This is a genomic window from Labilibaculum filiforme (assembly GCF_002843315.1).
In the GTDB taxonomy this organism is placed as follows: domain Bacteria; phylum Bacteroidota; class Bacteroidia; order Bacteroidales; family Marinifilaceae; genus Labilibaculum; species Labilibaculum filiforme.
Map to the genome: position 1 here is coordinate 287,892 of NZ_MVDD01000001.1, position 26,949 is coordinate 314,840.

Annotated in this window: 30 protein-coding genes; 18 read left to right on the forward strand and 12 right to left on the reverse strand. The window is 34.7% G+C overall.

Annotation, left to right across the window (positions count from 1 at the left end; all coding sequences use genetic code 11):
- Positions 1-56: 56 nt before the first annotated feature.
- The 7 genes from BZG02_RS01150 to BZG02_RS01180 form a co-directional block, all read right to left on the reverse strand.
- Positions 57-572, reverse strand: a complete 516-nt coding sequence (locus tag BZG02_RS01150; protein WP_101259574.1) for an OmpH/Skp family outer membrane protein — start codon at positions 570-572, stop codon at positions 57-59.
- A gap of 30 nt (positions 573-602) precedes the next feature.
- Positions 603-1,124 carry an OmpH/Skp family outer membrane protein gene (locus BZG02_RS01155; RefSeq protein ID WP_101259575.1) on the reverse strand — a complete coding sequence of 174 codons (522 nt, stop codon included), beginning with the start codon at positions 1,122-1,124 and terminating at the stop codon, positions 603-605.
- Positions 1,125-1,200: 76 nt separating this feature from the next.
- On the reverse strand, positions 1,201-3,720 hold the full coding sequence (gene bamA / locus BZG02_RS01160; RefSeq protein ID WP_101259576.1) for an outer membrane protein assembly factor BamA: 2,520 nt from the start codon (positions 3,718-3,720) through the stop codon (positions 1,201-1,203).
- A 24-nt stretch (positions 3,721-3,744) separates the two neighbouring features.
- Positions 3,745-4,491, reverse strand: a complete 747-nt coding sequence (locus BZG02_RS01165; RefSeq protein ID WP_101259577.1) for an undecaprenyl pyrophosphate synthase — start codon at positions 4,489-4,491, stop codon at positions 3,745-3,747.
- Positions 4,492-4,494: 3 nt separating this feature from the next.
- Positions 4,495-5,160, reverse strand: coding sequence for a type IX secretion system protein PorG (gene porG / locus BZG02_RS01170; protein ID WP_101259578.1), 666 nt, complete (start codon positions 5,158-5,160; stop codon positions 4,495-4,497).
- A 211-nt stretch (positions 5,161-5,371) separates the two neighbouring features.
- Positions 5,372-6,256, reverse strand: a complete 885-nt coding sequence (locus tag BZG02_RS01175; protein WP_101259579.1) for an NAD kinase — start codon at positions 6,254-6,256, stop codon at positions 5,372-5,374.
- A gap of 196 nt (positions 6,257-6,452) precedes the next feature.
- Complete coding sequence (locus tag BZG02_RS01180; RefSeq protein WP_101259580.1) at positions 6,453-7,118, reverse strand: CBS domain-containing protein; 666 nt, start codon at positions 7,116-7,118, stop codon at positions 6,453-6,455.
- A gap of 111 nt (positions 7,119-7,229) precedes the next feature.
- Between BZG02_RS01180 and BZG02_RS01185 the strand changes: the two genes are divergently transcribed.
- Both BZG02_RS01185 and BZG02_RS01190 read left to right on the forward strand, forming a co-directional pair.
- The gene (locus tag BZG02_RS01185) at positions 7,230-7,943 is read left to right on the forward strand and encodes a pyridoxine 5'-phosphate synthase (protein ID WP_101259581.1); all 714 of its coding nucleotides are present in this window, start codon (positions 7,230-7,232) and stop codon (positions 7,941-7,943) included.
- A 133-nt stretch (positions 7,944-8,076) separates the two neighbouring features.
- A complete protein-coding gene (locus BZG02_RS01190; RefSeq protein ID WP_101259582.1) occupies positions 8,077-8,886 on the forward strand; it encodes an alpha/beta fold hydrolase in 810 nt (269 codons plus the stop codon).
- 54 nt (positions 8,887-8,940) lie between these two features.
- Here BZG02_RS01190 and BZG02_RS01195 read toward each other — a convergent pair whose 3' ends face one another.
- From BZG02_RS01195 to udk, 3 genes are all read right to left on the reverse strand, one after another.
- The gene (locus BZG02_RS01195; protein ID WP_101259583.1) at positions 8,941-10,056 is read right to left on the reverse strand and encodes a hypothetical protein; all 1,116 of its coding nucleotides are present in this window, start codon (positions 10,054-10,056) and stop codon (positions 8,941-8,943) included.
- A 120-nt stretch (positions 10,057-10,176) separates the two neighbouring features.
- On the reverse strand, positions 10,177-10,899 hold the full coding sequence (locus BZG02_RS01200; protein WP_101259584.1) for a 3'-5' exonuclease: 723 nt from the start codon (positions 10,897-10,899) through the stop codon (positions 10,177-10,179).
- A 101-nt stretch (positions 10,900-11,000) separates the two neighbouring features.
- The gene (gene udk / locus BZG02_RS01205) at positions 11,001-11,618 is read right to left on the reverse strand and encodes a uridine kinase (protein WP_101259585.1); all 618 of its coding nucleotides are present in this window, start codon (positions 11,616-11,618) and stop codon (positions 11,001-11,003) included.
- 90 nt (positions 11,619-11,708) lie between these two features.
- Between udk and BZG02_RS01210 the strand changes: the two genes are divergently transcribed.
- The 11 genes from BZG02_RS01210 (at position 11,709) to BZG02_RS01260 (ending at position 20,904) form a co-directional block, all read left to right on the forward strand.
- Positions 11,709-12,011 (forward strand): Dabb family protein, encoded by a 303-nt coding sequence (locus tag BZG02_RS01210; RefSeq protein ID WP_101259586.1) that lies wholly within the window; start codon positions 11,709-11,711, stop codon positions 12,009-12,011.
- Between the two features lie 53 nt (positions 12,012-12,064).
- Positions 12,065-13,042: a type I phosphomannose isomerase catalytic subunit gene (locus tag BZG02_RS01215; RefSeq protein WP_101259587.1), complete on the forward strand. Its 978-nt coding sequence runs from the start codon at positions 12,065-12,067 to the stop codon at positions 13,040-13,042.
- A 153-nt stretch (positions 13,043-13,195) separates the two neighbouring features.
- Positions 13,196-13,798: a ribosome biogenesis GTP-binding protein YihA/YsxC gene (gene yihA / locus BZG02_RS01220; RefSeq protein ID WP_101259588.1), complete on the forward strand. Its 603-nt coding sequence runs from the start codon at positions 13,196-13,198 to the stop codon at positions 13,796-13,798.
- Positions 13,799-13,988: 190 nt separating this feature from the next.
- Positions 13,989-14,921 (forward strand): ribose-phosphate pyrophosphokinase, encoded by a 933-nt coding sequence (locus tag BZG02_RS01225; protein ID WP_101259589.1) that lies wholly within the window; start codon positions 13,989-13,991, stop codon positions 14,919-14,921.
- A gap of 118 nt (positions 14,922-15,039) precedes the next feature.
- The gene (locus tag BZG02_RS01230) at positions 15,040-15,612 is read left to right on the forward strand and encodes a 50S ribosomal protein L25/general stress protein Ctc (protein ID WP_101259590.1); all 573 of its coding nucleotides are present in this window, start codon (positions 15,040-15,042) and stop codon (positions 15,610-15,612) included.
- A gap of 165 nt (positions 15,613-15,777) precedes the next feature.
- Positions 15,778-16,419 (forward strand): aminoacyl-tRNA hydrolase, encoded by a 642-nt coding sequence (pth, locus tag BZG02_RS01235; protein WP_245868042.1) that lies wholly within the window; start codon positions 15,778-15,780, stop codon positions 16,417-16,419.
- A gap of 12 nt (positions 16,420-16,431) precedes the next feature.
- Positions 16,432-16,809 (forward strand): RNA-binding S4 domain-containing protein, encoded by a 378-nt coding sequence (locus BZG02_RS01240; RefSeq protein ID WP_180335588.1) that lies wholly within the window; start codon positions 16,432-16,434, stop codon positions 16,807-16,809.
- Between the two features lie 29 nt (positions 16,810-16,838).
- A complete protein-coding gene (locus BZG02_RS01245) occupies positions 16,839-17,378 on the forward strand; it encodes a DUF4924 family protein (protein WP_101259592.1) in 540 nt (179 codons plus the stop codon).
- A 22-nt stretch (positions 17,379-17,400) separates the two neighbouring features.
- Positions 17,401-18,267, forward strand: a complete 867-nt coding sequence (locus BZG02_RS01250; protein WP_101259593.1) for a DMT family transporter — start codon at positions 17,401-17,403, stop codon at positions 18,265-18,267.
- Between the two features lies 1 nt (position 18,268).
- Positions 18,269-19,792, forward strand: a complete 1,524-nt coding sequence (gene lnt / locus BZG02_RS01255) for an apolipoprotein N-acyltransferase (RefSeq protein ID WP_101259594.1) — start codon at positions 18,269-18,271, stop codon at positions 19,790-19,792.
- Between the two features lie 65 nt (positions 19,793-19,857).
- Entirely contained in the window at positions 19,858-20,904 is a 1,047-nt protein-coding gene (locus BZG02_RS01260; protein WP_101259595.1) for a COG1361 family protein, read from the forward strand.
- A gap of 125 nt (positions 20,905-21,029) precedes the next feature.
- On the opposite strand, the gene BZG02_RS01265 is transcribed toward BZG02_RS01260, so the two are convergent.
- Positions 21,030-21,734: a VIT1/CCC1 transporter family protein gene (locus tag BZG02_RS01265; RefSeq protein ID WP_101259596.1), complete on the reverse strand. Its 705-nt coding sequence runs from the start codon at positions 21,732-21,734 to the stop codon at positions 21,030-21,032.
- A 317-nt stretch (positions 21,735-22,051) separates the two neighbouring features.
- Between BZG02_RS01265 and BZG02_RS01270 the strand changes: the two genes are divergently transcribed.
- From BZG02_RS01270 to BZG02_RS01290, 5 genes are all read left to right on the forward strand, one after another.
- Positions 22,052-22,621, forward strand: a complete 570-nt coding sequence (locus BZG02_RS01270; RefSeq protein WP_101259597.1) for a hypothetical protein — start codon at positions 22,052-22,054, stop codon at positions 22,619-22,621.
- 19 nt (positions 22,622-22,640) lie between these two features.
- Positions 22,641-23,045 carry a nucleoside 2-deoxyribosyltransferase gene (locus BZG02_RS01275; RefSeq protein WP_101259598.1) on the forward strand — a complete coding sequence of 135 codons (405 nt, stop codon included), beginning with the start codon at positions 22,641-22,643 and terminating at the stop codon, positions 23,043-23,045.
- Positions 23,042-23,602: a DUF4269 domain-containing protein gene (locus BZG02_RS01280; protein ID WP_101259599.1), complete on the forward strand. Its 561-nt coding sequence runs from the start codon at positions 23,042-23,044 to the stop codon at positions 23,600-23,602. The genes BZG02_RS01275 and BZG02_RS01280 overlap by 4 nt, the downstream gene beginning before the upstream one ends.
- A gap of 188 nt (positions 23,603-23,790) precedes the next feature.
- Positions 23,791-24,078 (forward strand): two-CW domain-containing protein, encoded by a 288-nt coding sequence (locus BZG02_RS01285; RefSeq protein WP_101259600.1) that lies wholly within the window; start codon positions 23,791-23,793, stop codon positions 24,076-24,078.
- A gap of 259 nt (positions 24,079-24,337) precedes the next feature.
- On the forward strand, positions 24,338-25,432 hold the full coding sequence (locus BZG02_RS01290) for a PAS domain-containing sensor histidine kinase (RefSeq protein WP_101259601.1): 1,095 nt from the start codon (positions 24,338-24,340) through the stop codon (positions 25,430-25,432).
- 58 nt (positions 25,433-25,490) lie between these two features.
- On the opposite strand, the gene BZG02_RS01295 is transcribed toward BZG02_RS01290, so the two are convergent.
- Positions 25,491-26,882 carry an NAD(P)/FAD-dependent oxidoreductase gene (locus BZG02_RS01295; RefSeq protein ID WP_101259602.1) on the reverse strand — a complete coding sequence of 464 codons (1,392 nt, stop codon included), beginning with the start codon at positions 26,880-26,882 and terminating at the stop codon, positions 25,491-25,493.
- Positions 26,883-26,949 lie beyond the last annotated feature (67 nt).

Here is a 26,949-nt window from a genome sequence, read left to right on the forward strand (position 1 = left end):
AAATAAGAAAAGGTGGTATTAAAAATACCACCTTTTCACAATATCTTAAAGAAAAATTACTTAATTCCTAATTTTGTTTTTACCAATGGCATTACATCAACACTATTATTAGAGTTAAACAAGATAACCCCAGTGCTAATATCGAAAACATAAATAAATCCATTTTCTGCACCAACTGCTTTTATAGCAGCAGAAGCTTTATCAAAGATAGGTTTTAATAATTCATTTTGCTTTTTTTGAAGTTCTTGTTGTGCAAATCCGTCGAACTGTTGCATCCGATTTTGTAAATCCTGAATTTCTACCTCTTTATTGTTTCTTACTGCTTCCGAAAGAGTTTCTCTTTTTTCAACATAAGAGTTAACCAAAGTTTGATACTCTTCTCTCATTGCTTTAATTTGAGCGTCGTACTCTGCGGCGGCTGCCTGAATTTGTTTTTGTGCCTGCTCTTTTTCAGGCATAATCGACAGTAATTTATTAGAGTCGATATGGCCAAATTTTAAGGTTTGAGCAAATGTACTTGAACCTGCAGATAAGATAATGGCTAATAATGTTACTTTTAAAAAATGTCTCATAATATCACTCAGTTAGTTTTTATTTTAATTTTAATTTGTTCTAATACCTAACTTATACAGCACCTTATCGCTTAAATCAAACTTTTGATTGCTGTATATTATTGTTGGTCCATTAGCACGATCAATAATCATACCATAAGTTCCGTCTTTTGCAATTTCCTTTATAGCTTCATAAATATCATCCTGAATTGGTTTTATTAATTCTTGTCGCTTCTTATACAGATCTCCATTAATTCCAAAGTACTTTTGCTGCAACTTTTGTGCAATAAGTTCCTTATCAAAAATCTCTTTTTCGCGTCTCTCTCTCATTTCTGAGGATAAAAAAACCTCATCGGCTCGAAACTTCGTTTGCAACTCTTTAATTTCAAAAGTCACCTTCTCAATTTCTATTTGCCAATTACTTGATATTTGATCTAGTTGCTCCTGTGCATTTTTATAGTCAGGCATTTTGTCGAGAATATATTCCGTATCAACGAATCCGTAACGTTGTTGGGAAAATAAATTCCCTACTAAAATACACACACATCCTATTATTAATACTAAACGCTTCATTCGATTCTTAATTTATAATTAAAATCTAAAATAACTTAAATTATAATAGCTCCAAAGGTCTGTTACATAAAATATGTTAAAATTGTTGACCAATCACAAAATGGAATTGACCACCATTCTGTCCTGTTGTTGTAGCCTCATCAAAACCATATCCATAATCAATTCCTAATAATCCAAACATAGGAAGGAATATTCTAAGACCAACCCCGGCAGAACGCTTTAAGTTGAATGGTTGAAAGTCTTCAAAATCATACCAAGCATTACCTGCCTCGGCAAATGCAAGGGCATAAATAGTAGCAGACTGACTTAAAGATAATGGATAACGAACCTCGGCGGTAAATTTAGAATAGATATTACCACCCAATCGTCTACCTGTTGAACTAACTGGCGTTAAAGAGCCATTTTCATATCCTCTCAATCCAATATTATCACTACCATACATACTATATCCAGACATTCCATCTCCTCCCACTTCGAATCCTTCGAAAGGAGATCTTTTATCTTTATTATAATACCCCAGATATCCAAATTCCGACCCTGTATATAGAACCAACTTATCGGTACTATTAAGCAAAGAGGTATACATTTTTCCTTTAAATACCCATTTGTGATATTCAATCCATTTGTATTTTTCCTGATCGCTAACATTACTACTTGCATAATCAATATCGTCCAAAAGCGAGAATGGAGGAGTTAGCTTAATACTTAACGAAAAGGAAGAACCTCTTCTTGTATACAATGGATTATCAATAGAACTTCGCGATAAAGTAGTTGTAAAACTAAAGTTATTCGATGTTCCGTCAGAGATTAAATAATATTGCCAATCTTTCAATCGGTAGTTCTGATAAGAAACCTCGTTATATAAGGAGAAATAATTATCAGGCCATTTTAAACGACGAGCCAATCCAACACTTGCGCCAAATACCTTTTGACTTTGTCCTGAATTCCCAGTATTACCATAACTATAGTTTCTGCTATAAGAACTACTATATCCGGTTTGTTGAGAATAGTAAATGGAAGTACTTAATGAGGTTGGTTTTTTACCTCCCAACCATGGTTCCGTAAACGACATGCTATAAGAGTTATAGTAGGAACCATTTGTTTGAGCACGTATACTTAATGTTTGTCCATCTCCTGTTGGAAGCGGGCTCCATGCTTCTTTATTAAAAATATTTCGAACCGAAAAATTTGAGAATTTCAAACCTACGGTACCAATAATCATTCCAGCACCCCATCCTCCAGAAAGTTCAATCTGATCGTTCGCTTTTTCTTCCAACTGATAATTAATATCAACGGTTCCACTTTCGGGGTGAGGTTTCACGTCTGGACTTATTGCTTCTGGATCAAAATGACCAAGCTGTGCTAATTCCCGAACACTTCGAATAATATCCGACTTACTAAATAACTCTCCAGGATAAGTATACAATTCACGACGGGCAACGTGCTCATGTGTTTTTGTATTTCCAATAATATTTACTCTATCGATAGTGGCTTGCTTTCCTTCCACAATCCTCATCTCCAAATTAATAGAATCCTTACCGATAACTGTCTCAACCGGATTCACATTAAAAAACAAATATCCTTTATCAAGATATTGATTACTAACAGCATCGTCGTCACTACTTAATCTTTCGTCGAGTAAAGTTTGATTGTAAACATCGCCCTTTTTAATTCCTAAAACTCTTTGTAACCAATAACCTGTATAAACAGTATTACCAACCCAATCGATGTTATTGAAAAAATATTGATTTCCTTCTTTCACTTTCACATGAATATTCACTCTATCCTCGGAAACTTGTTCAATACTATCGGATAACACTAAGGCATCACGATATCCTTTTTCATTGTACTTCTCGATAAGAACTAATTTATCGTCGTGCCATTTTTCTTCGATATACTTCGAAGATTTCAAGAAATTCTTTATTGTTTTTTCTTTTGAATCTTTAATTGCTTTTTTCACCTTTTTATCGGAGAAAGCAGTATTTCCCTCAATAAAAATGTGTTTAATCTTGATTTTATTATTTCTATCAATATTAATATCAAGAATCACACTATTTTCCTCGCTTGTATCGTCTCTTTGAATAACAGTAACAACAGTATTATAAAAACCTTTTTCTTTAAAATATTTTTCAACTATCGTTTTCGTATTGGTAACCAGGTAATCGGTAACCTGAGTTCCTTTCATTAACTTTAATCTTTCCTTAAGCTTGGTAGTCTCACTTTTGGAGGTTCCATTATAATTCACCAGAGACAAACGTGGACGTTCCTGCAATTGAATGTTAAGGTAGATCTTATCATCAATTTCTTTAGTTGCTGTAATTTGAATATCCGAAAAGAGACCTTGTTTGTACAATTTATTAATTGCATTAGTCACTTTTTCGCCAGGAACTTCGATAGTAGAACCAACACGAAGACCTGATATTTGCACTAAAACATTAGTTTCCAAATGTTTTACTCCTGTTACTGTAACACCACCCAACTCGTATGTTTTTGGAGATGAGTAATAGGTTGCAGGATTGTAAATTGTATCCGTTTCCTGTGCTAATGCACTAAAACTTAAAAATAGAGTAAAAATGAAAGTTAATCTTTTAATCATTACTTGGATTATAATGGTTAATGCTTATTTGTCTTTAATTTGTTCACTAATTTTACCAAATCGACGTTCTCTGCTCTGATAATCGAAAAGCGCTTTATAGAGCTCCTCTTTATTAAAATCAGGCCAAAACAATTCGGTAAAATACAATTCAGAATAAGCTATTTGCCATAAAAGGAAATTGCTAATTCTGTTTTCGCCACTCGTTCTTATCAAAAGTTCTGGATCAGGAATCCCTTTTGTTGTTAACTCATTGGAGAACAAGTCTGAATTGATCTCCTCTAAAGAAATATCGCCGGCTTTCACCTGACTAGCAATATTTTTAACTGCATTCACTATTTCCCATCTAGAACTATAACTTAAAGCCAAAACCAAAGTTAAACCAGAATTGGTAGATGTATTTGAAATTGTTCCCTGTAATTTCTCTCTAACTTCAATTGGTAAACTTGCCAAATCTCCAATTGCTTGCAAACGCACATTGTTCTTCATTAAAGTCGGAGTCTCATTTTCTATTGCTTCAACTAGCAAGGACATTAGTCCTAACACCTCCTCCTGAGGTCGATTCCAGTTTTCGGTAGAAAATGCGTACAGTGTTAAATAAGAAATTCCAAGCTCGCCGGCAGCTTCAACAGTTTGCCTTACTGATTCGACACCATTTTGATGTCCAATAATACGATGTTCTCCTCGCATTTTTGCCCATCGCCCATTCCCGTCCATTATTATGGCAAGATGAGTTGGCAGCTTTTCTTTTACTAATTTATCTTTGAATGACATATCTTATTTTACAAAGCGATCGTATGAATGGCATTCTTCATTATCGGGAAATAACTTATAACTTATCATTATCCCAAAAAATGACGCCCAATCGTTATTGTGTGCTAAACTACTATTATTAAAATCATTTGGATCATCTAAATGATCCAAATCATCGCTAAAACTTTTTCTAAAACTCCATTCCAAAGCCGCTGTCCACCTACCTGTTAAATTTGTTTTCACACCAACTCCCATTGGAATTGTAAATGAAGAACTAGTACTACTAGGAGCAATGTATCCAATTCCTCCGGTAACATAAGGCACCAATGTTTGGCTCTTTGTTTTTTTAGGTGACCAAAAAGACTGAAAATTAAATTCTACCTGTAAGGATAGGTCAACTAAATCTGTTTTGAATGATGCACCTCTTGCTTGCTGATAGGCATTATCAAAATCTTGATCCTCGGCCTCTAAACCCGAAAAGAGCATACCTGCTCGCAGAGCGTACCGCGAATTAAAATTATATCGATAAATTCCTCCCAATGCAACTGAATTAGAATAAAACTGTTTTTGAGGATTAATATCTCCCAAATAATAGGAGACTCCTCCAAAGAAGCCTATCTCTGCTTTTGTCTGCGAAAAAGCAGAATTGCCAATCGCAAAAAACAGTATTCCTAATATCAGTTTATACATGAAATCAAGTTTGTATTTTTCTTCTTGTAAAGAAATAAAAGTTATTGCTAAAGCTCCTAAAACCGTTGGTTTGAATAGGGTGCATTCCTTCTCAATTTATTCACAAGCTACAAAAGTAACATATAATCTTAAAAAACCTGCTCAATGAAAAAAAATAACGCCAAGCCGTCGTTAAATTTTGTTAAAATGAAAAGCCCAGTAAAACGGAGCTTTAATTCCGTTTATCGACACCCCACATAAGCTTATTTCTCAAGGTTCCATAAAAACTGTGAGTTTTTAGCTTTAAGACTTTAATCTGAAAATCGGCTCTTTTAATTTTAAGCTCGATTGAAGATTCGAAAATACAGGAACGAGAATCAAGTGAAGCTAAATAACTATCGCTTCTACCTTCCACGCGAAGTGTAATTTCATGATGATTCGGTACAACGATTGGTCGAACAGTAAGGTTGTGCGGAGAAATAGGTGAGATAATAAAATTCTGGGTGTTCGGGATTAAAATTGGTCCACCTACACTTAAAGAATATGCTGTAGATCCTGTTGGCGTGGCAATAATTAACCCATCGGCCCAATAGGAATTTAAGTACTCATTATTTAAATAAGTATGAATGGTAATCATCGAAGCCGAATCGGTTTTATGAACGGTGAATTCATTTAAGGCATAATTGAACTCCTCGAACAAACCATTTCGTGATGTTTCTAACTGCAACAGGTTACGTTCCTCGAAACTATATTCTCCTGCCATAATATCGGCCAAAGCCTGAGGAATTTCATCTTGAGCAATATCGGCCATAAAGCCAAGTCGACCACTATTAATTCCAACTAGTGGAATTCCTGAATCCCGAACGAAAGTTACCGCATCCAAAAAAGTGCCATCGCCACCAATGCTAAAGAAAAAATCTACTTCTTTATTTAAATCAGTATTACTGTGAAAATAGGACTGAACAGGAGGTTTAAAATTAATTTCCCGGATTAAAAAATCATAAAAAGGCTCATAGATTATTACCTCGATATTGTGTTTGTTAAAAACATCGAACATCATGATAAAACTATCGGTAAAGCTATCGTTAAATGACCTGCCAAAAAGTGCAACTTTCATACTTCACAAATTTGTGTTTTGTTTCTTTGCTCAAGTAACAGAATCGTGAAAATTCTAGAACCTTTCTAATTTTTACACTCCTAACATGCAATAATCTTTCACTAGAATCGCAAGCTTGCCCATTAAGTAATGTTTAGCACAAATATAGAGTAATCTGTTTAGTGGCAAGAATTCTACCCCTAAAAAAAATCAGTTTTTAGATATTTAAAAATCTCATGAACGAATTATAACGCTCCTCCATGAAATCCTTCATATCATCTTCCCGAACATAGGTAGTTTTAATGTTATAATCGTATCTCAAAAAAGTTTGTATGATAGAGGTAAGATTGGTTCGGTTTACTTTAATTGTTAATTCTATTTTTCGAGAATCGGCAGATGATTTAACGTACAAACTGAGTATTTTAGAATCGTTACTTTCCACAATTCTTGATATTTCGCTTAAAGAGTAATCCACCGAATTAAGTTCTATTACAATAATTCCTCCTGGCTCGCGAACCGAAAAAATTCTTTCTATGTATTGCATCAAATCGTTTAAGGTAATAAGACCAACGTATGTTTTTTCATCTGCAAGGACAGGTATCACAGTCAACTTTAATCGGGAAACGATCTCAATTACATCGTATATGTGATAATTTTCGTTCACATAAGGACTAAACAAAGATAATTTTTGATCTCCAATTGGTTCTTCCGCCTTGTTTAAGTCGTAAATATCTGTATCCGATATTAATCCTAGAAACTCATCTCCTTTTACAATTGGTAAATGAGAAACCCTAAAAATCTCCATCCAATTAAGAGCTTGAATCCCTGTATCCGTTTCTCTTAATACCGGAACAACATCAGAAATTAAATCTTTTGCTATCATACATACCTGTTTTCTAGGAATTACTTTTAATTTTGCCTTTAGGAGAATTAAATTACAATAGTATTAACTTGTATTTTTTCACCTATTATTCTATCAATAAAGTTTTATAAAATGACTAGACTTAGTGTAAATATAAACAAAATTGCGACAATTAGAAATGCCAGAGGAGGGAATACTCCTAATGTTTGCAAGCTTGCTGTAGATTGTGAAAGATTTGGAGCAGAAGGCATTACAGTGCATCCTCGCCCCGACGAAAGACACATTCGTTATCAGGATGTTAGGGATTTAAAACCTTTAATTACTACTGAATTTAATATTGAAGGATATCCAACCCGAGACTTTATCGATTTGGTTATTGCTGCAAAACCAGCACAAGTAACTCTTGTTCCCGATCCTCCGGAAGCTTTGACCTCTAATGCAGGTTGGGATACCGTTAAAAACCGCGACGTTTTAATCGAAATAATAAAGGAATTTAAAGCTGCCGGAATCAGAACCTCTATTTTTGTTGACACAAACCTGGCTAATGTTGAGGGTGCTCTTGCTACTGGGACAGATCGTATTGAGCTTTATACGGAACCTTACGCAACCGATTATCCAAAAAATAAAGAGGAAGCAATTCGTCCATTTGTGATTGCTGCAAAAAGAGCTCACGAGTTAGGAATGGATATTAATGCTGGACATGATTTAAGCCTGGAAAATTTGAAGTATTTTGCAGACAATATTCCAAATTTAACAGAAGTTTCTATTGGACATGCTCTTATTTCAGATTCCCTTTATTTTGGATTGGAAAATACTATTCAGATGTATCTAAGATGCTTAAAATAAGCAAACGCGACTAATAAAAAGGATGCTCACAAAGCATCCTTTTTCGATTTGTATTCTGCTTAAAAATCTCTACTTAATCAATCATTTTATCGATTTGCTTCTTATCTTTATTTCTGAAATTAAACTCAGTTAAATGAAACTCAATTACAAAAAAATTGGTGAAGGAAAGCCATTAATTATTGTTCATGGTCTTTATGGAGCTTCGGATAATTGGCTAACAATCGCCAAAGAACTAGCCAATAACTTTGAAGTTTATATTATTGATCAAAGAAACCATGGAGATTCTCCGCATTCTAATTCGCATACCTATCAGGATTTAAAAGAAGATCTTCGGGAATTTATGGATGATCATAACATTGAGAAGACAATTCTACTTGGACATTCGATGGGTGGCAAAACAGTGATGTTTTTTGCAAGCGATTATCCCGAAAGAGTAAGTAATTTACTTGTGGTTGATATTGCTCCAAAAAATTACAGCAAAATTTCAGATTATTCTCCACAAACCATCGATCACTCCTTTCTAATTAAAGCAATGCTTAATTTGGATTTATCGGCCTATGGTAACAGAACCGAAATTGATAAGGTTTTGTCCAAAAGTATCGGCAGCAAGAAAATTCGACAATTTTTGCTTAAAAATTTAAAAAGAGATCACAATAAGCAATTTATCTGGAAACTAAATATCAAAACTATTAGCGAATATTTGGGACAAATAATGGATGGCATAGATGGTGATCGTTTTAATGACGGAAAAGGAATCGCTAAATTTCCAGTACTATTTATTCGAGGCGAAAATTCGAATTACATTACAGATGATGACCACAATTTAATAAGAACAATATTTCCGAAAGCTGAAATTACAACCATTCCTAATGCCGGACATTGGGTACATGCCGAACAGCCAAAACTACTAGTGAAAACTATTGAATATTTTGCTTTGGATTAAATGAAAAACCCGAAACATTAACGTTTCGGGTTTGAAATTCTATTATTTTACATACTACCATGACCCAGCTTTGAAAATATAACGGGTTACAGCCTGAATATTTGTTTCTTTATTAGAACTGTTATCTGGATCAATACCATCCTCATATTTAAATCCAGATATCTTCACATAGTAATCTTCTCCTACTACTAATTCATCTAACGCTTTAAATTCACTTAAAGTTGAATTATTAATCTCTAACACTTTTTCTTCACCAGCATTAGCAGATTGTCTGGTACTTCTATATTTAGGTTGATACTCATTTTTATTTTTGTCTAAAACTTCGATATAGTAGTAAATATTATTCTCATTTATCGCTTTCCAATTTATAGTAACACTACCAGAACCACTAGCATGAGTTACTGTATTTGAAAAATTATCCAATGCCTCTATTTCAGATTCATAAACCTGTTCGTCCAGCTTATAACTCTCTCCATTATCAAATTTCAAATTAAACTTCACTAATTGATTCCCAGTAAACACATCAAAATAGTTACTGCGATCTCCCTCCTTTAGGTAATACACCTTTTCCCCTTGGAAATCAGTAAAATCATCCATTTCATAACTAGTCGAAGCATCTGGTAATACTTTAACTTGACTTAGTTTATTTCCATAAACCACATACTCCATCTTATAAGATGATACGTAAGAATTATTGACAATTCTTAAATCGCAAACAAGATAAGCATCGGCAGTAACATCGTTAATCTCATCTATATTAGTATAAAACTCTCTAGTCCCTGTTGAACTATTAAGCTTCAAATAGGAACTAGTTGATTTCGTCTGTATGAACCATTCCTGTCTATCATCTGCAGAAATCGATTCATCCTCAATTATTAACTTATCATCAACTAAACTCCATTCGCCAACAACTACATCTCGTCGTCCACTAAATTCTTGTTTTTTAAGAACTCCTCCCCCTTCGAACCGATACACGATTAAAGCATCATTACGATTATAATCTGATGACAAATATGGATTTGCATACCAATACTTATTCGTTAAATCGGAAGCGTTAAATTCAAACTCATCCTCATCGCCACCTCCACTACTGCTTCCGCAGGAAGCTAAAAACATACTGCCAATTATTGAAAAGGCAAAAGTCAATTTTTTATAAAATGAATATCTCATCGGTTTATTTTCTTTTAGTTTAAATATAATTGCTCCTAATAAAGGAGCGCTTTTTAATCATTCAAAATCTTTTTTACTAAACCCGAAAAAAGCGAAACTATTGTACAATTGCAAGATTAATTATAACAATACCCTTTCAAAATTTGTTTCGGGAATTAGGTCCTCACCTTGGTAGCGCAAAAACACCTGTGCTGTTGCTAAAATATCTTTCTCGCAATAAACAGCAATTCGCTCCAAATCGTTATCCTGCCAATACACTTTCCCTACCATCGAACCGTCAATATCATCTTTTGGAGTAGGAATACCAAAAATCTCGCACAACAACGCTAAAGATGTATAATGCTTATAATCGCCGAACTTCCACAATTCCATGGTGTCGATAAATAGCACTTCCCAAGGTTTTTTGCCTGCAATATCTAAAACAGAAGGCAGTACCACCCCGTTTATCAACATTCTGCGAGCAATGTATGGGAAATCGAATTCTTTGCCGTTGTGTGCACACAAATTACGATTTGGTTTGCTGCAAAAACGATCCAACATCAAGGCAAACTCTTCCAATAGTTGTTTTTCATCGTCGCCATAGTACGATTTTGCCACAAATCTTTTCACTCCATCTTTTCGAGTAATTAAACCAGTTGAAATGCACACGATTTTACCAAACTCGGCATAAATACCGGCTCTTCCATACACATCCGATGGGGATTCTTCATCGGTTCGAAAATAATTCGATTTTTTCTCCCACAGTTCTTGTAATTTGGGTGATAATTCGTCGAAACTTGCATTTCCCGAAACTGTCTCGATATCTACGAAAAGTAAATTTTCTACTTTAATTTGATTCAGCATACACTTAGGCTTATCATAAATAAAATGAAAAGTTATAAAAAAAGGAGACAGCAACAAAGTCTCCAATTCAAAATAATTATTCGTTTCCCAAAATAATGAAACTACTCATGTCCTATTAGGTTTTTTTGAATGAAGTGGGTTAAAATATCGATAGCTACGACATTATTACCTCCTTGCGGAACAATAATATCAGCGTAACGTTTGCTTGGTTCGATAAATTGAAGGTGCATAGGCTTTACCGTTTTTTCGTATCGATCTAATACTTTTTCGACCGATCTTCCACGCTCTACAATATCTCTTTTAATAACACGATTTAAGCGATCATCGGCATCGCAATCAACAAACACTTTTAAATCCATTAATTCTCGAAGAATTGGATCGGTTAAAATTAACAAACCTTCCACTATTATCACTCCTTTGGGCTCCACTCGAATTGTTTCGGCCGAACGAAGACAGGTTAGGTAGGAATAGATTGGTTGCTCAATAGCCTCATCAGATTTTAATTTCTTAACATGATCAATCAATAATTCGAACTCTATTGACCTTGGATGATCAAAATTTATTTCCTGACGCTCCTCTAAGGTAAGTTCCTCATTAGATCGGTAATAGGAATCCTGTGGCAAAACAGCAACGTCGCCTTGATTTAATCTTTCAATGATTTTTCTAACCACTGTAGTTTTGCCAGAGCCGGTTCCTCCCGCAATTCCAATAATCAACATGTTGTATGATATTTAGATGTTTGGTTCAAAAATGCTAATTTTGCATTAACTTCGGCTGGAAAGTTACTAATAATTTAAAAAAGAATTAAAATGATCAAGCACATTGCAATGTTTAAGTTTAAGGCTTTTGATTCGGCTGAAGAAAAAGAGAATTATTTTACTCGATTGAAAAATGCTTTTGATGGATTGGATGAACGAATTCCGGAAATCAAATTTTTACAGATTGGTTCGGATCTGCTTCATACTGATGCTTCGTACGATTTTGTAGTGAATGTTGATATTGAAAACATAGAAGCTTTACCAATTTATGCAAATCATCCGGAACATGTAAAAGCCGTAACTATTCTAAAAGAAATGGCCGCAGATCGAAAAGTAATTGATTACGAATTTTAAGAATATCCAGAAGCCATATAAATTAGGAATCAAAATTTTAAATTTTACAAAAAATGAGTTTGTATCCATTAAAATTTACGCCCATCCTTAAAGATAAAATTTGGGGTGGAAACAAATTGAAGACAGTATTAAATAAAGATTTTTCACCACTACCTAATGCAGGAGAAAGTTGGGAAATTTCAGGTGTAGAGGGAGATGTTTCTGTTGTTAGCAATGGCTTCTTAGCAGGAAATAATTTGGAAGAACTTATTGAAATTTACATGGGAGACCTTGTTGGAGATCAGGTTTATGAGAATTTCGGGGTTGAATTTCCTTTGCTGATAAAATTTATTGATGCCAATGATGTTCTTTCTATTCAAGTGCATCCCGATGATGAACTTTCGAAAGAAAGACACAACGCTTATGGCAAAACAGAAATGTGGTATGTTATAGAAGCCGATAAAGGATCTGAATTAATTGTTGGTTTTAATCAAGATATCAGTAAAGAAAAATATTTAGCGAAATTGAAGGAAGGCAAATTAGAAGAAATTTTAAACAATGCTCCTGTTAAAGAAGGAAGCTGTTTCTTTATTCCTGCCGGTCGTGTTCATGCTATAGGAAAAGGAATTTTGCTAGCTGAAATTCAACAAACCTCTGATGTTACTTATCGAATGTACGATTTTAACAGAACAGATGATGCTGGAAATCCTAGAGAATTACATACCGAGCTTGCTGTTGACGCAATTGATTATAGTTTCGAGAAAAAATATGAAACTACCTATGAAACCGAACTAAATAAAGCTTCGGAACTGGTACGTTGTCCTTATTTTACTACCAACATCATAGAATTTGACAAAACTCTTGAAAAAGAATACTTACAATTAGATTCTTTTGTGATTTATATGTGCTTAGAAGGTGAAATGGAAATTTCTTATGCCGACGGTTCAGTAATGCTTACTAAAGGCGAAAGTGTTTTAATTCCAGCTACACTAAATAATTTGAGCCTTACACCAAAATTAAAAGCTAAGATTCTTGAAGTTTATATAAAATAGACTTTTAAAAAGTTATACAATCCTCTTTTCTAATCCTTAGAAAAGAGGATTTTTTTATTCCCCATGCAATTCATGTAATCTGTCAATAAAGTTGAAGCATTTTTCGGAAAAGATAAGAATCTGTATACCTTTGCAGCGTAAAAAAAATACTCCATGATTATTACTAGTGCACAATTTGTAATGTCCAACTCGGATATCACTAAATGTCCGACCGACAACAAAGCGGAATACGCTTTTATTGGACGATCCAATGTTGGGAAGTCATCCCTTATCAATATGCTTACCAATCACAAAGGATTGGCAAAGATATCTAGTAAGCCAGGAAAAACTCAATTAGTAAACCACTTCCTAATTAATAAGGAATGGTATGTGGTAGATTTACCCGGTTATGGATTCGCTAAAGTTGCAAAGAATACCAAACAACGCTTTTCGAAATTAATATTCAGTTTTATTGAAAGTCGTCCGAACCTTGTCAATTTATTTGTATTGGTGGATTGCAGACACGAACCTCAAGGCAAAGATGTTGATTTCATGGAATGGTTAGGCGTAAATGGAGTTCCCTTCTCGATTATTTTTACAAAAGCAGATAAACTTGCAAAACAAAAATTATCGGACAATATTAAAGCCTACGAAAAAGAACTATTAAATACTTGGGAAGAAATGCCTCCTTATTTTATTAGTTCGGCATCGAATGGCCAAGGAAGAGAAGAAATATTAAGTTACATTGAAGAAACCAATAAAACTCTTTCCTTATAGCAAGAGTGTATAAAAAGAAGGGAGATCTCGTAAAGACATCTTCTTTTTTATTTTAAATAAAAACAAGATCCTTTTACAAAAGGATTTGAGAAAAATAGTGTCGACGAAACTAAATTCAGTTTATTGACGCAATATTTCATAAATTTGCACAAGACAATAGTTATCTGATTTATAAACAAATTATATTTTAATGAAAGCCCCGATCAAAATCTTTTCTGGTTCGAACAGTGAGTATTTAGCAGGTGAAATTGCAAAAGCGGCAGGATTAGAGTTAGGAAAATCAAGTATTACAAGATTTAGTGATGGTGAATTTGAGACCTGCTACGAAGAAACTGTAAGAGGTGCTCAAGTATTCATTATTCAGTCAACTTATCCCCCAACTGATAATTTGATGGAATTATTACTAATGATTGATGCAGCAAAAAGAGCTTCTGCATACAAAGTTATTGCAGTGATTCCTTATTTCGGATTTGCTCGTCAAGACCGAAAAGATCGTCCAAGAGTTGCAATCGGAGCCAAATTGGTTGCCAATTTATTGATGGCCGCAGGTGTTGATCGAGTTATGACAATGGATCTTCATGCAGACCAAATTCAAGGATTTTTTGATATCCCTGTTGATCACTTATATGGTTCATCGGTTCTTCTTCCTTACGTACAGGAATTAAAATTGGATAACCTAGTTGTTGCTTCGCCTGATATGGGAGGTAGTAAAAGAGCAAATACCTACGCTAAATATTTGAACGCAGGTTTAGCTATTTGTCATAAATCGCGTGAAAAAGCAAATGTTGTAGGCGAAATGACTGCAATTGGTGATGTTGATGGCAGACATGTTGTAATTGTTGATGACATGATTGATACTGCTGGAACCATTACGAAAGCTGCAAACATGTTAAAGGACAAAGGTGCGCTTAGTGTTCGCGCAATTGCAACCCATGCTGTTCTATCGGGTCCTGCTTATGAAAGAATTGAGGAATCGGCCTTAGAAGAAGTAATTTTTACCGATTCGATTCCTTTGAAAAAGCAATGTGCAAAAATTAAAGAATTAACAATTGCAGACATTTTCGCAAAAACAATTCTTAATGTTTACAATTGCGAATCAATCAGTTCCAATTTCATATTATAATTTATATCTTTGCGCAGATTTTTTGGTAAAAAACTTTTATAAACGTGTAATGGGAAATAAACTGAGCTCTTTTACCAAGCGATGATGTTTATTTTGAGTAGCACATAATTTCAGTAAGATGAAAATTTTTGAATTAAAAGGTTCTTTAAGAACAGATTTAGGAAAAAAAGCAAACAAAGCTCTTCGTAGACAAGAATTAATTCCATGTGAATTATATGGTGGTGAAGAAAATATTCACTTTGCTATTGACGAAAAAGTGTTGGGTAAATTACTTTTTACACCAAACGTATATGTTATCAAAGCTGAGGTTGATGGAAAAAAATTCTCTTGTGTATTAAGAGATGTTCAATATCACCCAGTTAATGATAAAGCTTTACATGCTGATTTCTATCAAGTATTTGAGGACAAAGCTTTCGAAGTAGAATTGCCTATTAGAATTGAAGGATTTGCAAAAGGTATTCAAGAAGGTGGTAAATTAGCTATTGCTTTAAGAAAATTAAAAGTAAAAGGTTTAATGGCTAATCTTCCAGAAAATCTTCTTATCAATGTTACTCCTCTTGGTCTTGGAAAAAGTATTCAAGTTGGTCAACTTGACTATGAGAACTTAGAAGTACTAAATGCTAAAAATGCTGTAGTTGTTCAAGTTAAGCTTACAAGAGCTGCTCGTGCTGCTGCTATGGCTGCAAAATAGATTTCAACACTATTTTGCTCGGCATAAAAAAGCAAAAAATACAAACCTCCCATTTATTGAAGAATGGGAGGTTTTTTTTAATATCCCTCAATCGAAAGTGAAAGGATAGATTGGGTGCAAAGTTTTCATGGAAAATGCTGTGAATATTCTAACTTTGGATCTGCTATGATACAATTTCTTAAAAAACTATTTGGGCAGACCAAACAACTGCCTCAAGAAAATAATATTGAAATGAAATATCTGATTGTCGGCCTTGGAAACATTGGCGCTGAATATGCGAACACAAGACACAATATCGGGTTTCGTATTTTGGATGCTCTTGCCGAGACCGCTAAAATAGAATTTAAAGAAGCCCGGTATGGCGCTGTGGCTGAATATAAGTTTAAGGGAAGAACATTTATACTTGTAAAGCCAAATACTTATATGAATTTAAGTGGAAAATCGGTGAACTATTGGCTTCAGAAAGAAAAAATACCTGTAGAAAATATGATGGTTTTGGTAGATGATTTGGCCTTGCCGTTTGAAACCTTACGATTACGCCCGAAAGGTAGTGATGCTGGTCATAACGGCTTAAAACACATTAACGAAATACTCGGACACCAAAACTATAACCGTCTGCGCTTTGGAATTGGTTCTGATTTTGGCCGAGGACAGCAAGTAGACTATGTTTTAGGAGAATGGACTCCCGAAGAATTAGAGAAACTTCCGGAACTATATAAAATTTGTATCAACATGATAAAAGGAATGAGTACTATTGGCATTCAGCGAACCATGACAGCATACAACACGAAAAAATCAGGCAACTAAAAATTGAAAGCCATGGATGATAAGGTTAGGGTAGACAAATGGCTATGGGCTGTACGTATTTTCAAAACCAGAAGTATGGCAGCTGAAGCTTGTAAAAAAGGAAAAGTAACAATTGGTGGCGTAAACGTAAAACCATCACGCGAAGTGCGATTGAATGAACAAATTGACCTACGTGTGCCTCCTATTACCAGAAGCTATTTAGTTACAGCAATATCTGGCAAACGAATGGGTGCAAAACTAGCCGTTGATTTTGTAAAAGATATCACTGCTCAGGATCAATTGGATTTATTAGAAGCAACCAAAACTCGTGGATTTGAATCGCGGGACAGAGGTGTTGGAAGACCAACAAAATTGGATCGCAGACTAATTGACAAACTTAAGCAGGAGTAAATAAACATCAGGAACCGACAAGAAAAGATATGATAATAGCACAAGAAAAAAAGAAAACGAATTTAGCTGAATATATTCTTTACATGTGGCAAGTTGAGGATATCATAAGGGCTTATCAGTTTAATATTGATACAATTAACGAAAATATCATCAAGCAATTCAATCAACCAGAAGCTACTCAAAAAGAAATTAGAGATTGGTACGAAAACCTGATTGAAATGATGAAAATTGAAAAGGTGCAAGAAATGGGACACCTTCAGATTTTAAAAAACAATGTAAACGAGCTGTACGATTTTCATGTTTTTTTGCTAACAAAAGGAAAAGATGCTGCCTACAATAACCATTACCAAAGGGCCCTTGGAAATATAAACGAGTTTCGCGAAAAATCGAAAGCCACGCAAGAAAACAACGATATTGAAGTTTGTCTTACCGCTTTATACGGAATTTTAATGCTGAAACTTCAAGGAAAAGAAATCTCGAAAGATACTATTGCTGCAATTACCACTTTCAGTCAAATGATTTCTGAACTAACTGCAAAATACAAAGCCTTCGAAGAGGAAGCTGAATAATAAAATAACTCATCCTGTAAATATGACTCTGCCCCAAAAATATAACAACTGGCTATTACTGATTTTAGTTTCATTTATTTGGGGTAGTCCGTTTATTTTGCGAGAGATTGCATTGGAAAGCTTCAGCCACCAGCAAGTGGCTGCTTTTCAGGTTTTCTTCTCTTTTTTGCTATTTATTCCGCTAATCGTTAAAAACATTAAAAAACTATCGAAAGCAAACATTCTTCCTTTATTGCTTTCCGGAATAACAGGGAATATTGGTCCCTCCTATTTTTTTGCCAAAGCACAAACCCAAATCAATTCGTCGGTAGCAGGCATGCTAAATGCGATGTTACCCATGGTCACCTTACTACTCGCTATTCTATTTTTTAAAGCGAATACAAATAAGAAAGTAATCGGAGGAATTCTATTAGGATTTGCAGGAACTTTAGTGATTAGTTTCTCTCAAGATTCTATGGGAGCTTCCTACTTTTGGGGTGTTTTTTATGTGTTTATGGCTATTTTATCGATTGCCTTTAGTATTAATATTGTTAGTTTTTCCTTACCAAATCTCAATGGCACCGAAATTGCCTCTTTGGCATTTCTTTTTGTTGGACCAATGGCTGGCGGCTTTTTGGCTTTCACCGATTTAACTGCACCTTTTGCATCTGAAAGTTTATCGAAAAGTGCATTAATGCTTGGATTAATGGCTGTTTTAACTTTTGCCGGAGTTATTCTTTACAATCAGCTCATCAAAAAATCATCGCATGTTTTTGCTGCCTCTATCGCGTACATCATTCCTATTGTTGCCATATTTTGGGGTATTGTAATTGGTGGCGATTCTATATCCATTCCCCAAATTGCATCTATTTTTATTATCTTAGTTGGAGTTCATCTAACCAACCGATAACGTGAATAAAAAGATTATTTCTGCCATTGCATCGGGCCTGCTTCTAGGAATTCCTTTTTGCATACCATCCTTTTTTTTTCTCCTCTTTTTTGCATGGATTCCTCTTCTTTGGCTCGAAGAAAAAACCATCAACCATCCCAACTCCTACGTTCTTTTCAATTATGCTTTTCTGAGCTTTTTAATTTGGAACATTCTGGCATATTGGTGGGTGGGCAAAGCTCAAATTACAGGTGTAATACTCATTATACTAATCAATTCTTTGTTGCTTGCGCTGATTTTCTGGATGATCAGCAGAACGAGAAAAAGCTTGAAAATAGCCATTCTATTCCCCTTTTTACTAATTTGGTTAGGATTTGAATACTTTGATACCTGGTGGGATTTAGCCTGGCCTTGGCTAAATTTAGGAAATGCTTTTGCCTCTGCACCAAAATGGATACAGTGGTATGAATTTACAGGAACTCGTGGCGGAAGCTTGTGGATCATCCTTATAAATTTGGGTTTCTTTGCTCTGATAAAGAATCCAAAAAAAAAGATTGTATTTAGAGCGATTGGAATGTTCCTTTTAATTGGCATTCCTCTCCTCTTCTCTATTTTTCTATATCACCAAAAAGAGAATGTCAGGGGAACTAAAAGTTTCGCACTCATCCAACCAAACTTGGATCCGTACACCGAAAAATTTGTTCCCGAAAACGAAGAAAAACACTTTGCTGATTTCCTAAAAACGGCAGACTCTATTTGCAGTATTCATCATCCTGAATTCTTATTCGCACCCGAAACTGTGATTTTAACACCTATCGATGAAACTAAACCGAACCAATCGTACAACTACCTCCGATTACTCGAGTTAAAAAAGAAATATCCTAAAACAAAAATACTAATTGGAACTCACAGTAAAATAGAGTCTGAATCGTTCAATTCAGCATTGTTTTTAAGCGATACAATAACTCCTGAATTTTATCACAAAACAAAGCTAGTCCCTTTATTTGAGAGAGTGCCATTTGATAAATACCTGAGCTTTTTAAAAGATTATTCGATTGAAATAGGAGGATATCAGGGAACCTACAGCAGTAATAATGACATTGACTATTTCTTATCGGATTCCATAGCATTGGTACCTGTTGTTTGCTTCGAATCCATTTTCGGCGACTACTGCGCACAAAGAGTTCCTGAAATACCAAGCTTTATTTGTATGATTACCAATGACGGTTGGTGGAAAACGACTCCAGGCTATCAACATCATTTTAATTTTAGCCGATTAAGAGCAATTGAAAGTCGCAGGGATTACATTCGGGTAGCTAACAATGGAATTTCTGCTCATATTAACTCAAAAGGCACAATTATTGCTAAAACTAAATGGTGGAATAAGACCGTTTTAACTGGCGAGTTAATTCTTAGAAAAGAAAAAACGTTTTACTCAGAACATGGAGATTACATTGGTCGGGTTTGCCTGTTCATTGCCACTCTTTTATTAATCTTTGTTAAAATTCGTGTATCAACACAATCTATTGTAAAAAGAAACAGTTAAATATTTTACATTTACCATCGAATTAAATTTACTTACGAATCAATTTTAAAAATAATATTTATACTATGAGACGATTACTATTTGCACTTTTTAGCATCTGCTTTTTTGTTGGATCAGCAAATGCAGTAACCAAACACAAAAAAATTGAAAAGACCTTTAAGGCAGGAGAAAACCTTAAAATTGAATCGAAATACAGTAAAATTCAGATTAAACACTGGGAAAATCCTGAAATTAAGTTTGAGATACTAATAAGTGTGGAAGGTTCGGATGATGAGAAAGCCAACAAAATGACCGATGATATTACCATCGATTTTACCGAAGGAGATACTCAATTATCTGCGGAAACTGTATTTGGAGACTTTTTCTCCTTAAAAAAGCTGAGCAATTCACTTTTTAACAAGGGCGAAATTACAATTACTTATACCGTACAACTGCCTTCAAGTGTGAATTTAGACATTATTCAAAAAGATGGAGATGTTTTTATGGATAGTCATGATGGCAAACTAAATCTTGATTTAAACAATGGAAACTTTACTGCCGAAAACTTAAATGGCGAAAACAATTTCACCCTTACCGGATGTACTTTTAAAGTTCAACAACTGAGCGATTCAAAACTAAATGTTGCGAACTCGAAAGTGAGCATCGAAGATGCCAATAAACTAACCGGCGAAAGTCGCGATTCCGAATTTACTATCGCCGTTGCCAATAACATTAGCATGACTTCGGCTCGCGATAAATTCGAAGTGAAAGAGTTAGAATATCTTTACGGATCGTCGAACTTTAGTAAATTTGACATTAGCCAATTAGGTGGCGAAATTGATTACGATTTAAAATTCGGACACATTAATGTATTCAATATCAACAACATGTTTTCGTTTATAAAATTAGACTCGAAATATGCCGATGTAGGACTTAGTTTTATGGAAGGTGCTCAAATTGATTACGAAATCAATCACAAATCGGTAAAATTCGATAATTCCAAAGACTTTCTTTTATCGAATAAAGAAACTGCTGATAAAAAAACATTCGTGGCAAAAGGTCGTGTAGGCGATAAAAAAGCATTCTCGAAACTTAATATCAGAGCCAACAATTGCAAAATGAGATTGCAGTAAACATATTTCACCCTTAAAGGGCATAAATAGAACACCTAAAACAATAGACCAATTCCGAGATGAGTTGGTCTATTTATTTTAGTTTGACTGACACCAATAAGCTCTTTTAATTGTTTGCTTTATAATTAGATAACAACTCCAAATAAATATCCTACAACTGCTGTTAATCCCATTGCAATAGTTCCCCAAAATGTAATTCGGGTAACTGCCCTGCCAATGCTTGAGCCACCTGTTTTGGCCGCTAAAGCACCTAAAACAATCAGAAAAAAGATAGCTGAACCATAAAGCGAATACTCCAAGCTTTTTAATGGTAAAAATAAAGTTACCAAAAGCGGTAGTACTCCTCCAACACTAAATGCGGCACCTGATGCAAAAGCTGCTTGAATTGGTTTAGCCTGACTCATTTCATTAATTCCCAGTTCATCGCGAACATGCGCTGCCAATACATCGTGCTCCGACAATTCGATTGCAACGGTTAATGCCGTTTCTTTTTTTAAGCCTCTTTTTTCATATATTTCTGCCAAACGCATTAATTCGATTTCCGGCATTTCTTCCAACTCTTGTTTTTCTCTTTCGATATCCGAATTTTCCACGTCGGTTTGAGAACTTACCGAAACATACTCTCCTGCTGCCATTGATAACGCCCCTGCAACCAATCCAGCAACTGCTGCCAACACAATAGGTTCGCGAAGATCACTTGCTGCTGCAATACCAATAGCCAAACTTGCTGTAGACAAAATACCATCATTCGCACCAAGAACAGCCGCCCTCAACCAATTACTTCTATGTATGTAATGATTATCTAAATAGTTATCCGTTTTCTCTGTCATTTTTCAAATAGTTTTCAAAAATCAATCTCTTAACAACATAATTATCTTATCTGTATCCCAATAAAGGTACAGTTTGTTTTCACTTGATGGGAGAATAATTACAATTTTTTAGTGATTAAAAAAGCCTATATTCCCTCGGTAAAAACGCTAAATTATAAAATTAGCTCTTGTAAAAAGAAATGGTTTCCCCATAAAATATATTTCAAGTTCCGAATAAGATACAAGGGCACCACATCAAAGCAAAAGACTTTTAACATCTTTTAAATCCACAATATCATCCTTTTTACTATCTTCCTGCGAATTTTAAAATAGATAAAATGAAGAAAATCACCATATTATTTTTGCTAAGTTTTGTAATTACAAGCGTATTTGGTCAAACAACACTAAAACAACACTTCGAGAAGGATTTACGAAATTATACCACCGCATTTAATAACAAACAATGGAGCACAGTTACTCAAATGATGTATCCACCAATGTTTAAAATGATGAGCAAAGACAATATGCTTATGGTTTTAGAACAAATGGATAATTTGGGAGTTCAAATGACAACCGACTTTCGATCGGTCGACAATATTTCTAAAGTAGTAGATTATGGAAACGAAAAATTCTGTAAAATTAAATACTACGGCATTATTGAAGTAAAACTTACCGGATTAATGTCGCAGGGAAGTTCGCTAATGCAACCTCAGTTTGAACAGGAATTCGGCAAAGAGAATGTAAAATATAACGAAACATCAAATTCATTTACCATTCAGGCACATCGTTCAATGGTGGCTGTAGCCGATAAAAAAACCGATAACTGGAAATATATTGATGTGAATTCACCTCAGGCCAAAGGATTGAAAAGGCTAATCCCTGAAAAGGTACAAGAACAACTCGACTAATAGTTTTAAAAAATAGAAAATGAAAATATATTTTTCGGGATCGATACGTGGAGGACAACAGGATACAGATTTATATGCAGATTTAATTCGTGAATTAAAACAATACGGAACAGTATTAACCGAGCACATTGGTTGCAAAACAATAGATCACACTTTAACCGATCAGGAAATTCACGATCGGGATATTGCATGGGTGAAAGAATCGGATATTGTAATTGCAGAAGTAACAGTTCCCTCGCTTGGAGTTGGTTACGAAATAGGAAGAGCTATTGATATGAAAAAACGGATTATCTGTTTGTACCGTTCGTTAAATGGCAAAACAAGCTCTGCAATGATTTTGGGATGCAAAGATTTGCAATGTTTCCAATACTCCAACCTAAAAGAAGCTATAGCGATTTTTAAAACAAACCTAAAAGCGAAATGAACTGGAAAGATATTACTTACTTAAAATCTGGCTCGGAAATTCAAAAACAAGCGTTTAAATGTTTAAATACACTTCAAATTTTCGATCTTCTCGCAGCTCATTCTCCTATTTTAACGGGAACTATTCCTATTGGTATTTCCATTGATTCTAGTGATTTAGATATTGCCTGCAACTATATGGATGCAGACAAATTCGAAAAAAAAATACAGTCTTTATTTGGAGAACAAAAAGAATTTAAAATTCAGCAAAAGGAAAAAAACGGGTACTGGGTTGTAATTGCTACCTTTAATTTCCAGAATTTCCCAATCGAACTATTTGGCTCTCTTTTTCCTCCCACCTCGCAAAATTCCTATCGCCATATGCTGATAGAACATCGAATTCTGCAATTATTAGGCGAAGATTTTAAGCAACAAATTATTCATTTAAAACAAAATGGTTTAAAAACTGAACCCGCATTTGCTAAATTGTTTCAACTCGATGGGGATCCCTTTCAGCAATTACTTGAGATGGATGATTTAACAGATACCGAAATACTTCAACAATGGAATAGGAGCTAAAACCTACTTACTCACCTATTTTACTCCCAATTCTACCAATGCGGATTATCTCCTTTTACAGAGATTACTTACAAAAAAATTAATGTTAGACATTGATTCTTATTCGTCTGCCAAATACTTAAAACAATCCCGCATTAAATTTAGTCTATCAGCAGTTTAAAATTTACATTTACCTAGATTTTAATAAGATGGAAGGATTAAACTGTTGGGAGTATTTTATGTGTGGCAGAGAGGCTGGTGGTGTTAATTCTCAAGAATTTGGTGCCTGTCCAGCAAGTACTTTCTATAAGCACAACGGCATTAACGGCGGCAAATTTTCTGGCAGATATTGTTGGACTGTAGAAGCTACTTTATGCGATACTAAAATTAAAGGCGGAATAGAGGAAAAGCTGCTAAGCTGTCTTCATTGTAGTTTTTTTAAACAAGTAAACTACGAAGAAGGACGTGAATTTACCCTTATGCATTTGGAAAAATAAAAGTACATTTTCCAATCCCGAATTCACAATTCATTTGCACTTTACAGCGAATTATCATCACGACACCTCTCTAATAAATTGATATAATATATTAGAAGATAGCTTATTAAAATTCAAAAATTTGCTCTATTTTAGGACTAAAAGGTTTGTTTATCCGTATTTAATCAATACATTAGAAAAGGTTTTTTACCGAACCTAATTTTTTCAGACCAAACATTTCCCGTGAGCCAATTAATAATAAGGATTAAAAGCGACGCAAATGATGGATTTTACGGATATTTTTAAAAATAATATAACAGTTCACACGCTCATAGAGTCGATGTCGGAAGGCGTTATTTTCATAAACAAACAAGCTGAAATTTTATTAGTGAATAAAATGGCAAATCAGTTATTTGGCTACCAAAATAATGAACTAATAGGCCAAAAAATTGAACTATTAATCCCAAACAGTTTTAAGGAAAAACACAAAACCCATCTATCCAATTATTTTTCAGCTCCAAAAATACGTCCTATGGGGCATGCAAACTCCATATTAAGTGGTTTAAAAAAGGACGGATCTGTTTTTTCGCTTGAAATTAGTTTGAGCTTTATTAATACGGATCAAGAATTACTAGGTGTTGCTTTTATTACAGACATTTCGGCTCGCGTAAAAGCCGAGAATGAACTTAAAATTAGAAATATTGAATTAGATGCTTTTGCTCATACAATTGCCCATGAGTTACATTCCCAATTAAATAGCACAATTGGTTTCAGTCAGATAATTCTCAACAACAAAAATTTAAGTGAAGAGAAACGGAATTCTTTTTTAGAAATGATTGTTTCCAGTGGTTTTAAAATGGACAGTATTGTTCGAGAAATGCTTCTTTTCTCGAGTCTTAAAAAAGACGAAATACGAAAAACTCAGCTACCTATGAAAGAAATTGTTCGCGAAGCTATTCGTCGTATTCCTGAATCTAAAAAAAACACTGCAGACATTGTTATTCCAACTGCGTTTGAGCCTTCTATTGGGCATGGTCCCTGGATTGAAGAGGTTTGGTATAATTATATTTGCAACTCGATTAAATATGGCGGTTCGCCTCCAAAAATCGAAATTGGAAGTTCACAAACTAAAAATGGGTACAGCAAATTTTGGGTGAAAGATAATGGCAAAGGTCTAGATAAAAGACAATGTGAAATTATTTTTGTTGATCCTCAGCAATTGGGTGATGGAGTAATTAAAGGTCATGGACTAGGATTATCAATCGTAAAACGAATTGTAAAAAAGCTAGATGGTTACGTGGAAGTTGAAAGTATACCAAACAATGGAAGCATTTTCAGTTTTTATTTGCCCCGCTCTGCAAACAATTCTCTCTAATATTATAATTAGCTGATTGCCGAATATAAATAAAAACGACAACCAACTAAATAAGTAATTACGATCTCTTTAATATTTCTCTGGCTATTACCACTCCATTCACCGATGCCTGCATTAAACCTCGTGTAATTCCCGCTCCATCGCCACCTAAATAAAGATTTTTAACCGAAGTAGACTGAAATCCTTTATCCACTTTCGTGATATTGCTATAAAATTTCACCTCCACACCATACAATAGCGTTTCATCAGATGCTAATCCTGGAGTTACTTTATCCAGCGCCAAAATCATTTCCTCAATATCTTTCAATATTCGATGTGGTAAAACAAGACTTAAATCGCCCGGCACAGCATCTTTTAATGTTGGCATAATATTATTTCGGTACAAACGACTCGTGGTAGTTCTACGTCCTCTTATTAAGTCTCCAAACCGTTGCACCAATATTTGATTATTGGTAAGCATATTGGCCAAACGTGCAATGTGCTTTCCATATTCAATAGGCGCTTTAAAAGGTTCCGTAAACTTCTGCGATACCAATAATGCAAAGTTGGTATTATCACTCTTTAAATCTTTAAAACTATGTCCGTTTACCACCGCCAAGTTATCGTCGTAGTATTCCGACGACACAAAACCACCTGGGTTTGAACAAAAAGTCCTTACCTTATCATCAAAAGTTTGTGTATAATGAATTAATTTTGCTTCGTAAAAATTGTCATTAATATCCTTCATCACCTCATTCCTGCACTCCAGGCGTACTCCAATATCAACAACTCCTACTTCGGTAGAAATACTTTCCTTGCTACACTCCTTCATTAACCAATCGGCCCCATCGCGACCCACCGAAACCATTACAATATCCGCAAAGTAATCTCCTTTTCCATTTTTAACTCCTTTAATTTTATCCCCTTCTAAAATCAGACTTTCAACAGCGCTGTTAAAGTGTACAACGACTCCTCTCTCAATTACGAAATCGTACAATTTTCGATATAATTCCTGAGCTTTCTCGGTACCAAGATGACGAACCGGGCAGTGAACCAACTTTAAGTTCGCCTCAATAGCCTTTTTTCTAATTTTTTCCATTTCTGGAGTTAGAGATTCTCCATGAATATCGGAAGCTGCTCCAAAATTCAAATACACCTCATCGGTATACTTAATCAGATTAATGGTTTCCTCCATTCCCAAATAATCGGGTAAAGTACCTCCTACCTCGGGCGATAATGATAGTTTCCCATCCGAAAAGGCTCCTGCTCCAGCCCATCCAGTAGTAATACTGCAAGGTTTACAATGCACACATTTTCCTCCATTGGTATGTTTAGGACACTTCCGCTTGTCCATTCCTCTTCCTTTTTCAAGGATTAAAATATTTAAATCAGCACGATTCTTTACTAATTCATAAGCACAAAAGATACCGGCAGGACCGGCTCCAACAATAATCACATCGTATTTCTTCATACGTATTATTTAAATTTATTATCGATTAATGCGGCTTACCTAAGTTCGGTTTTTTCAAAAGGCAAAC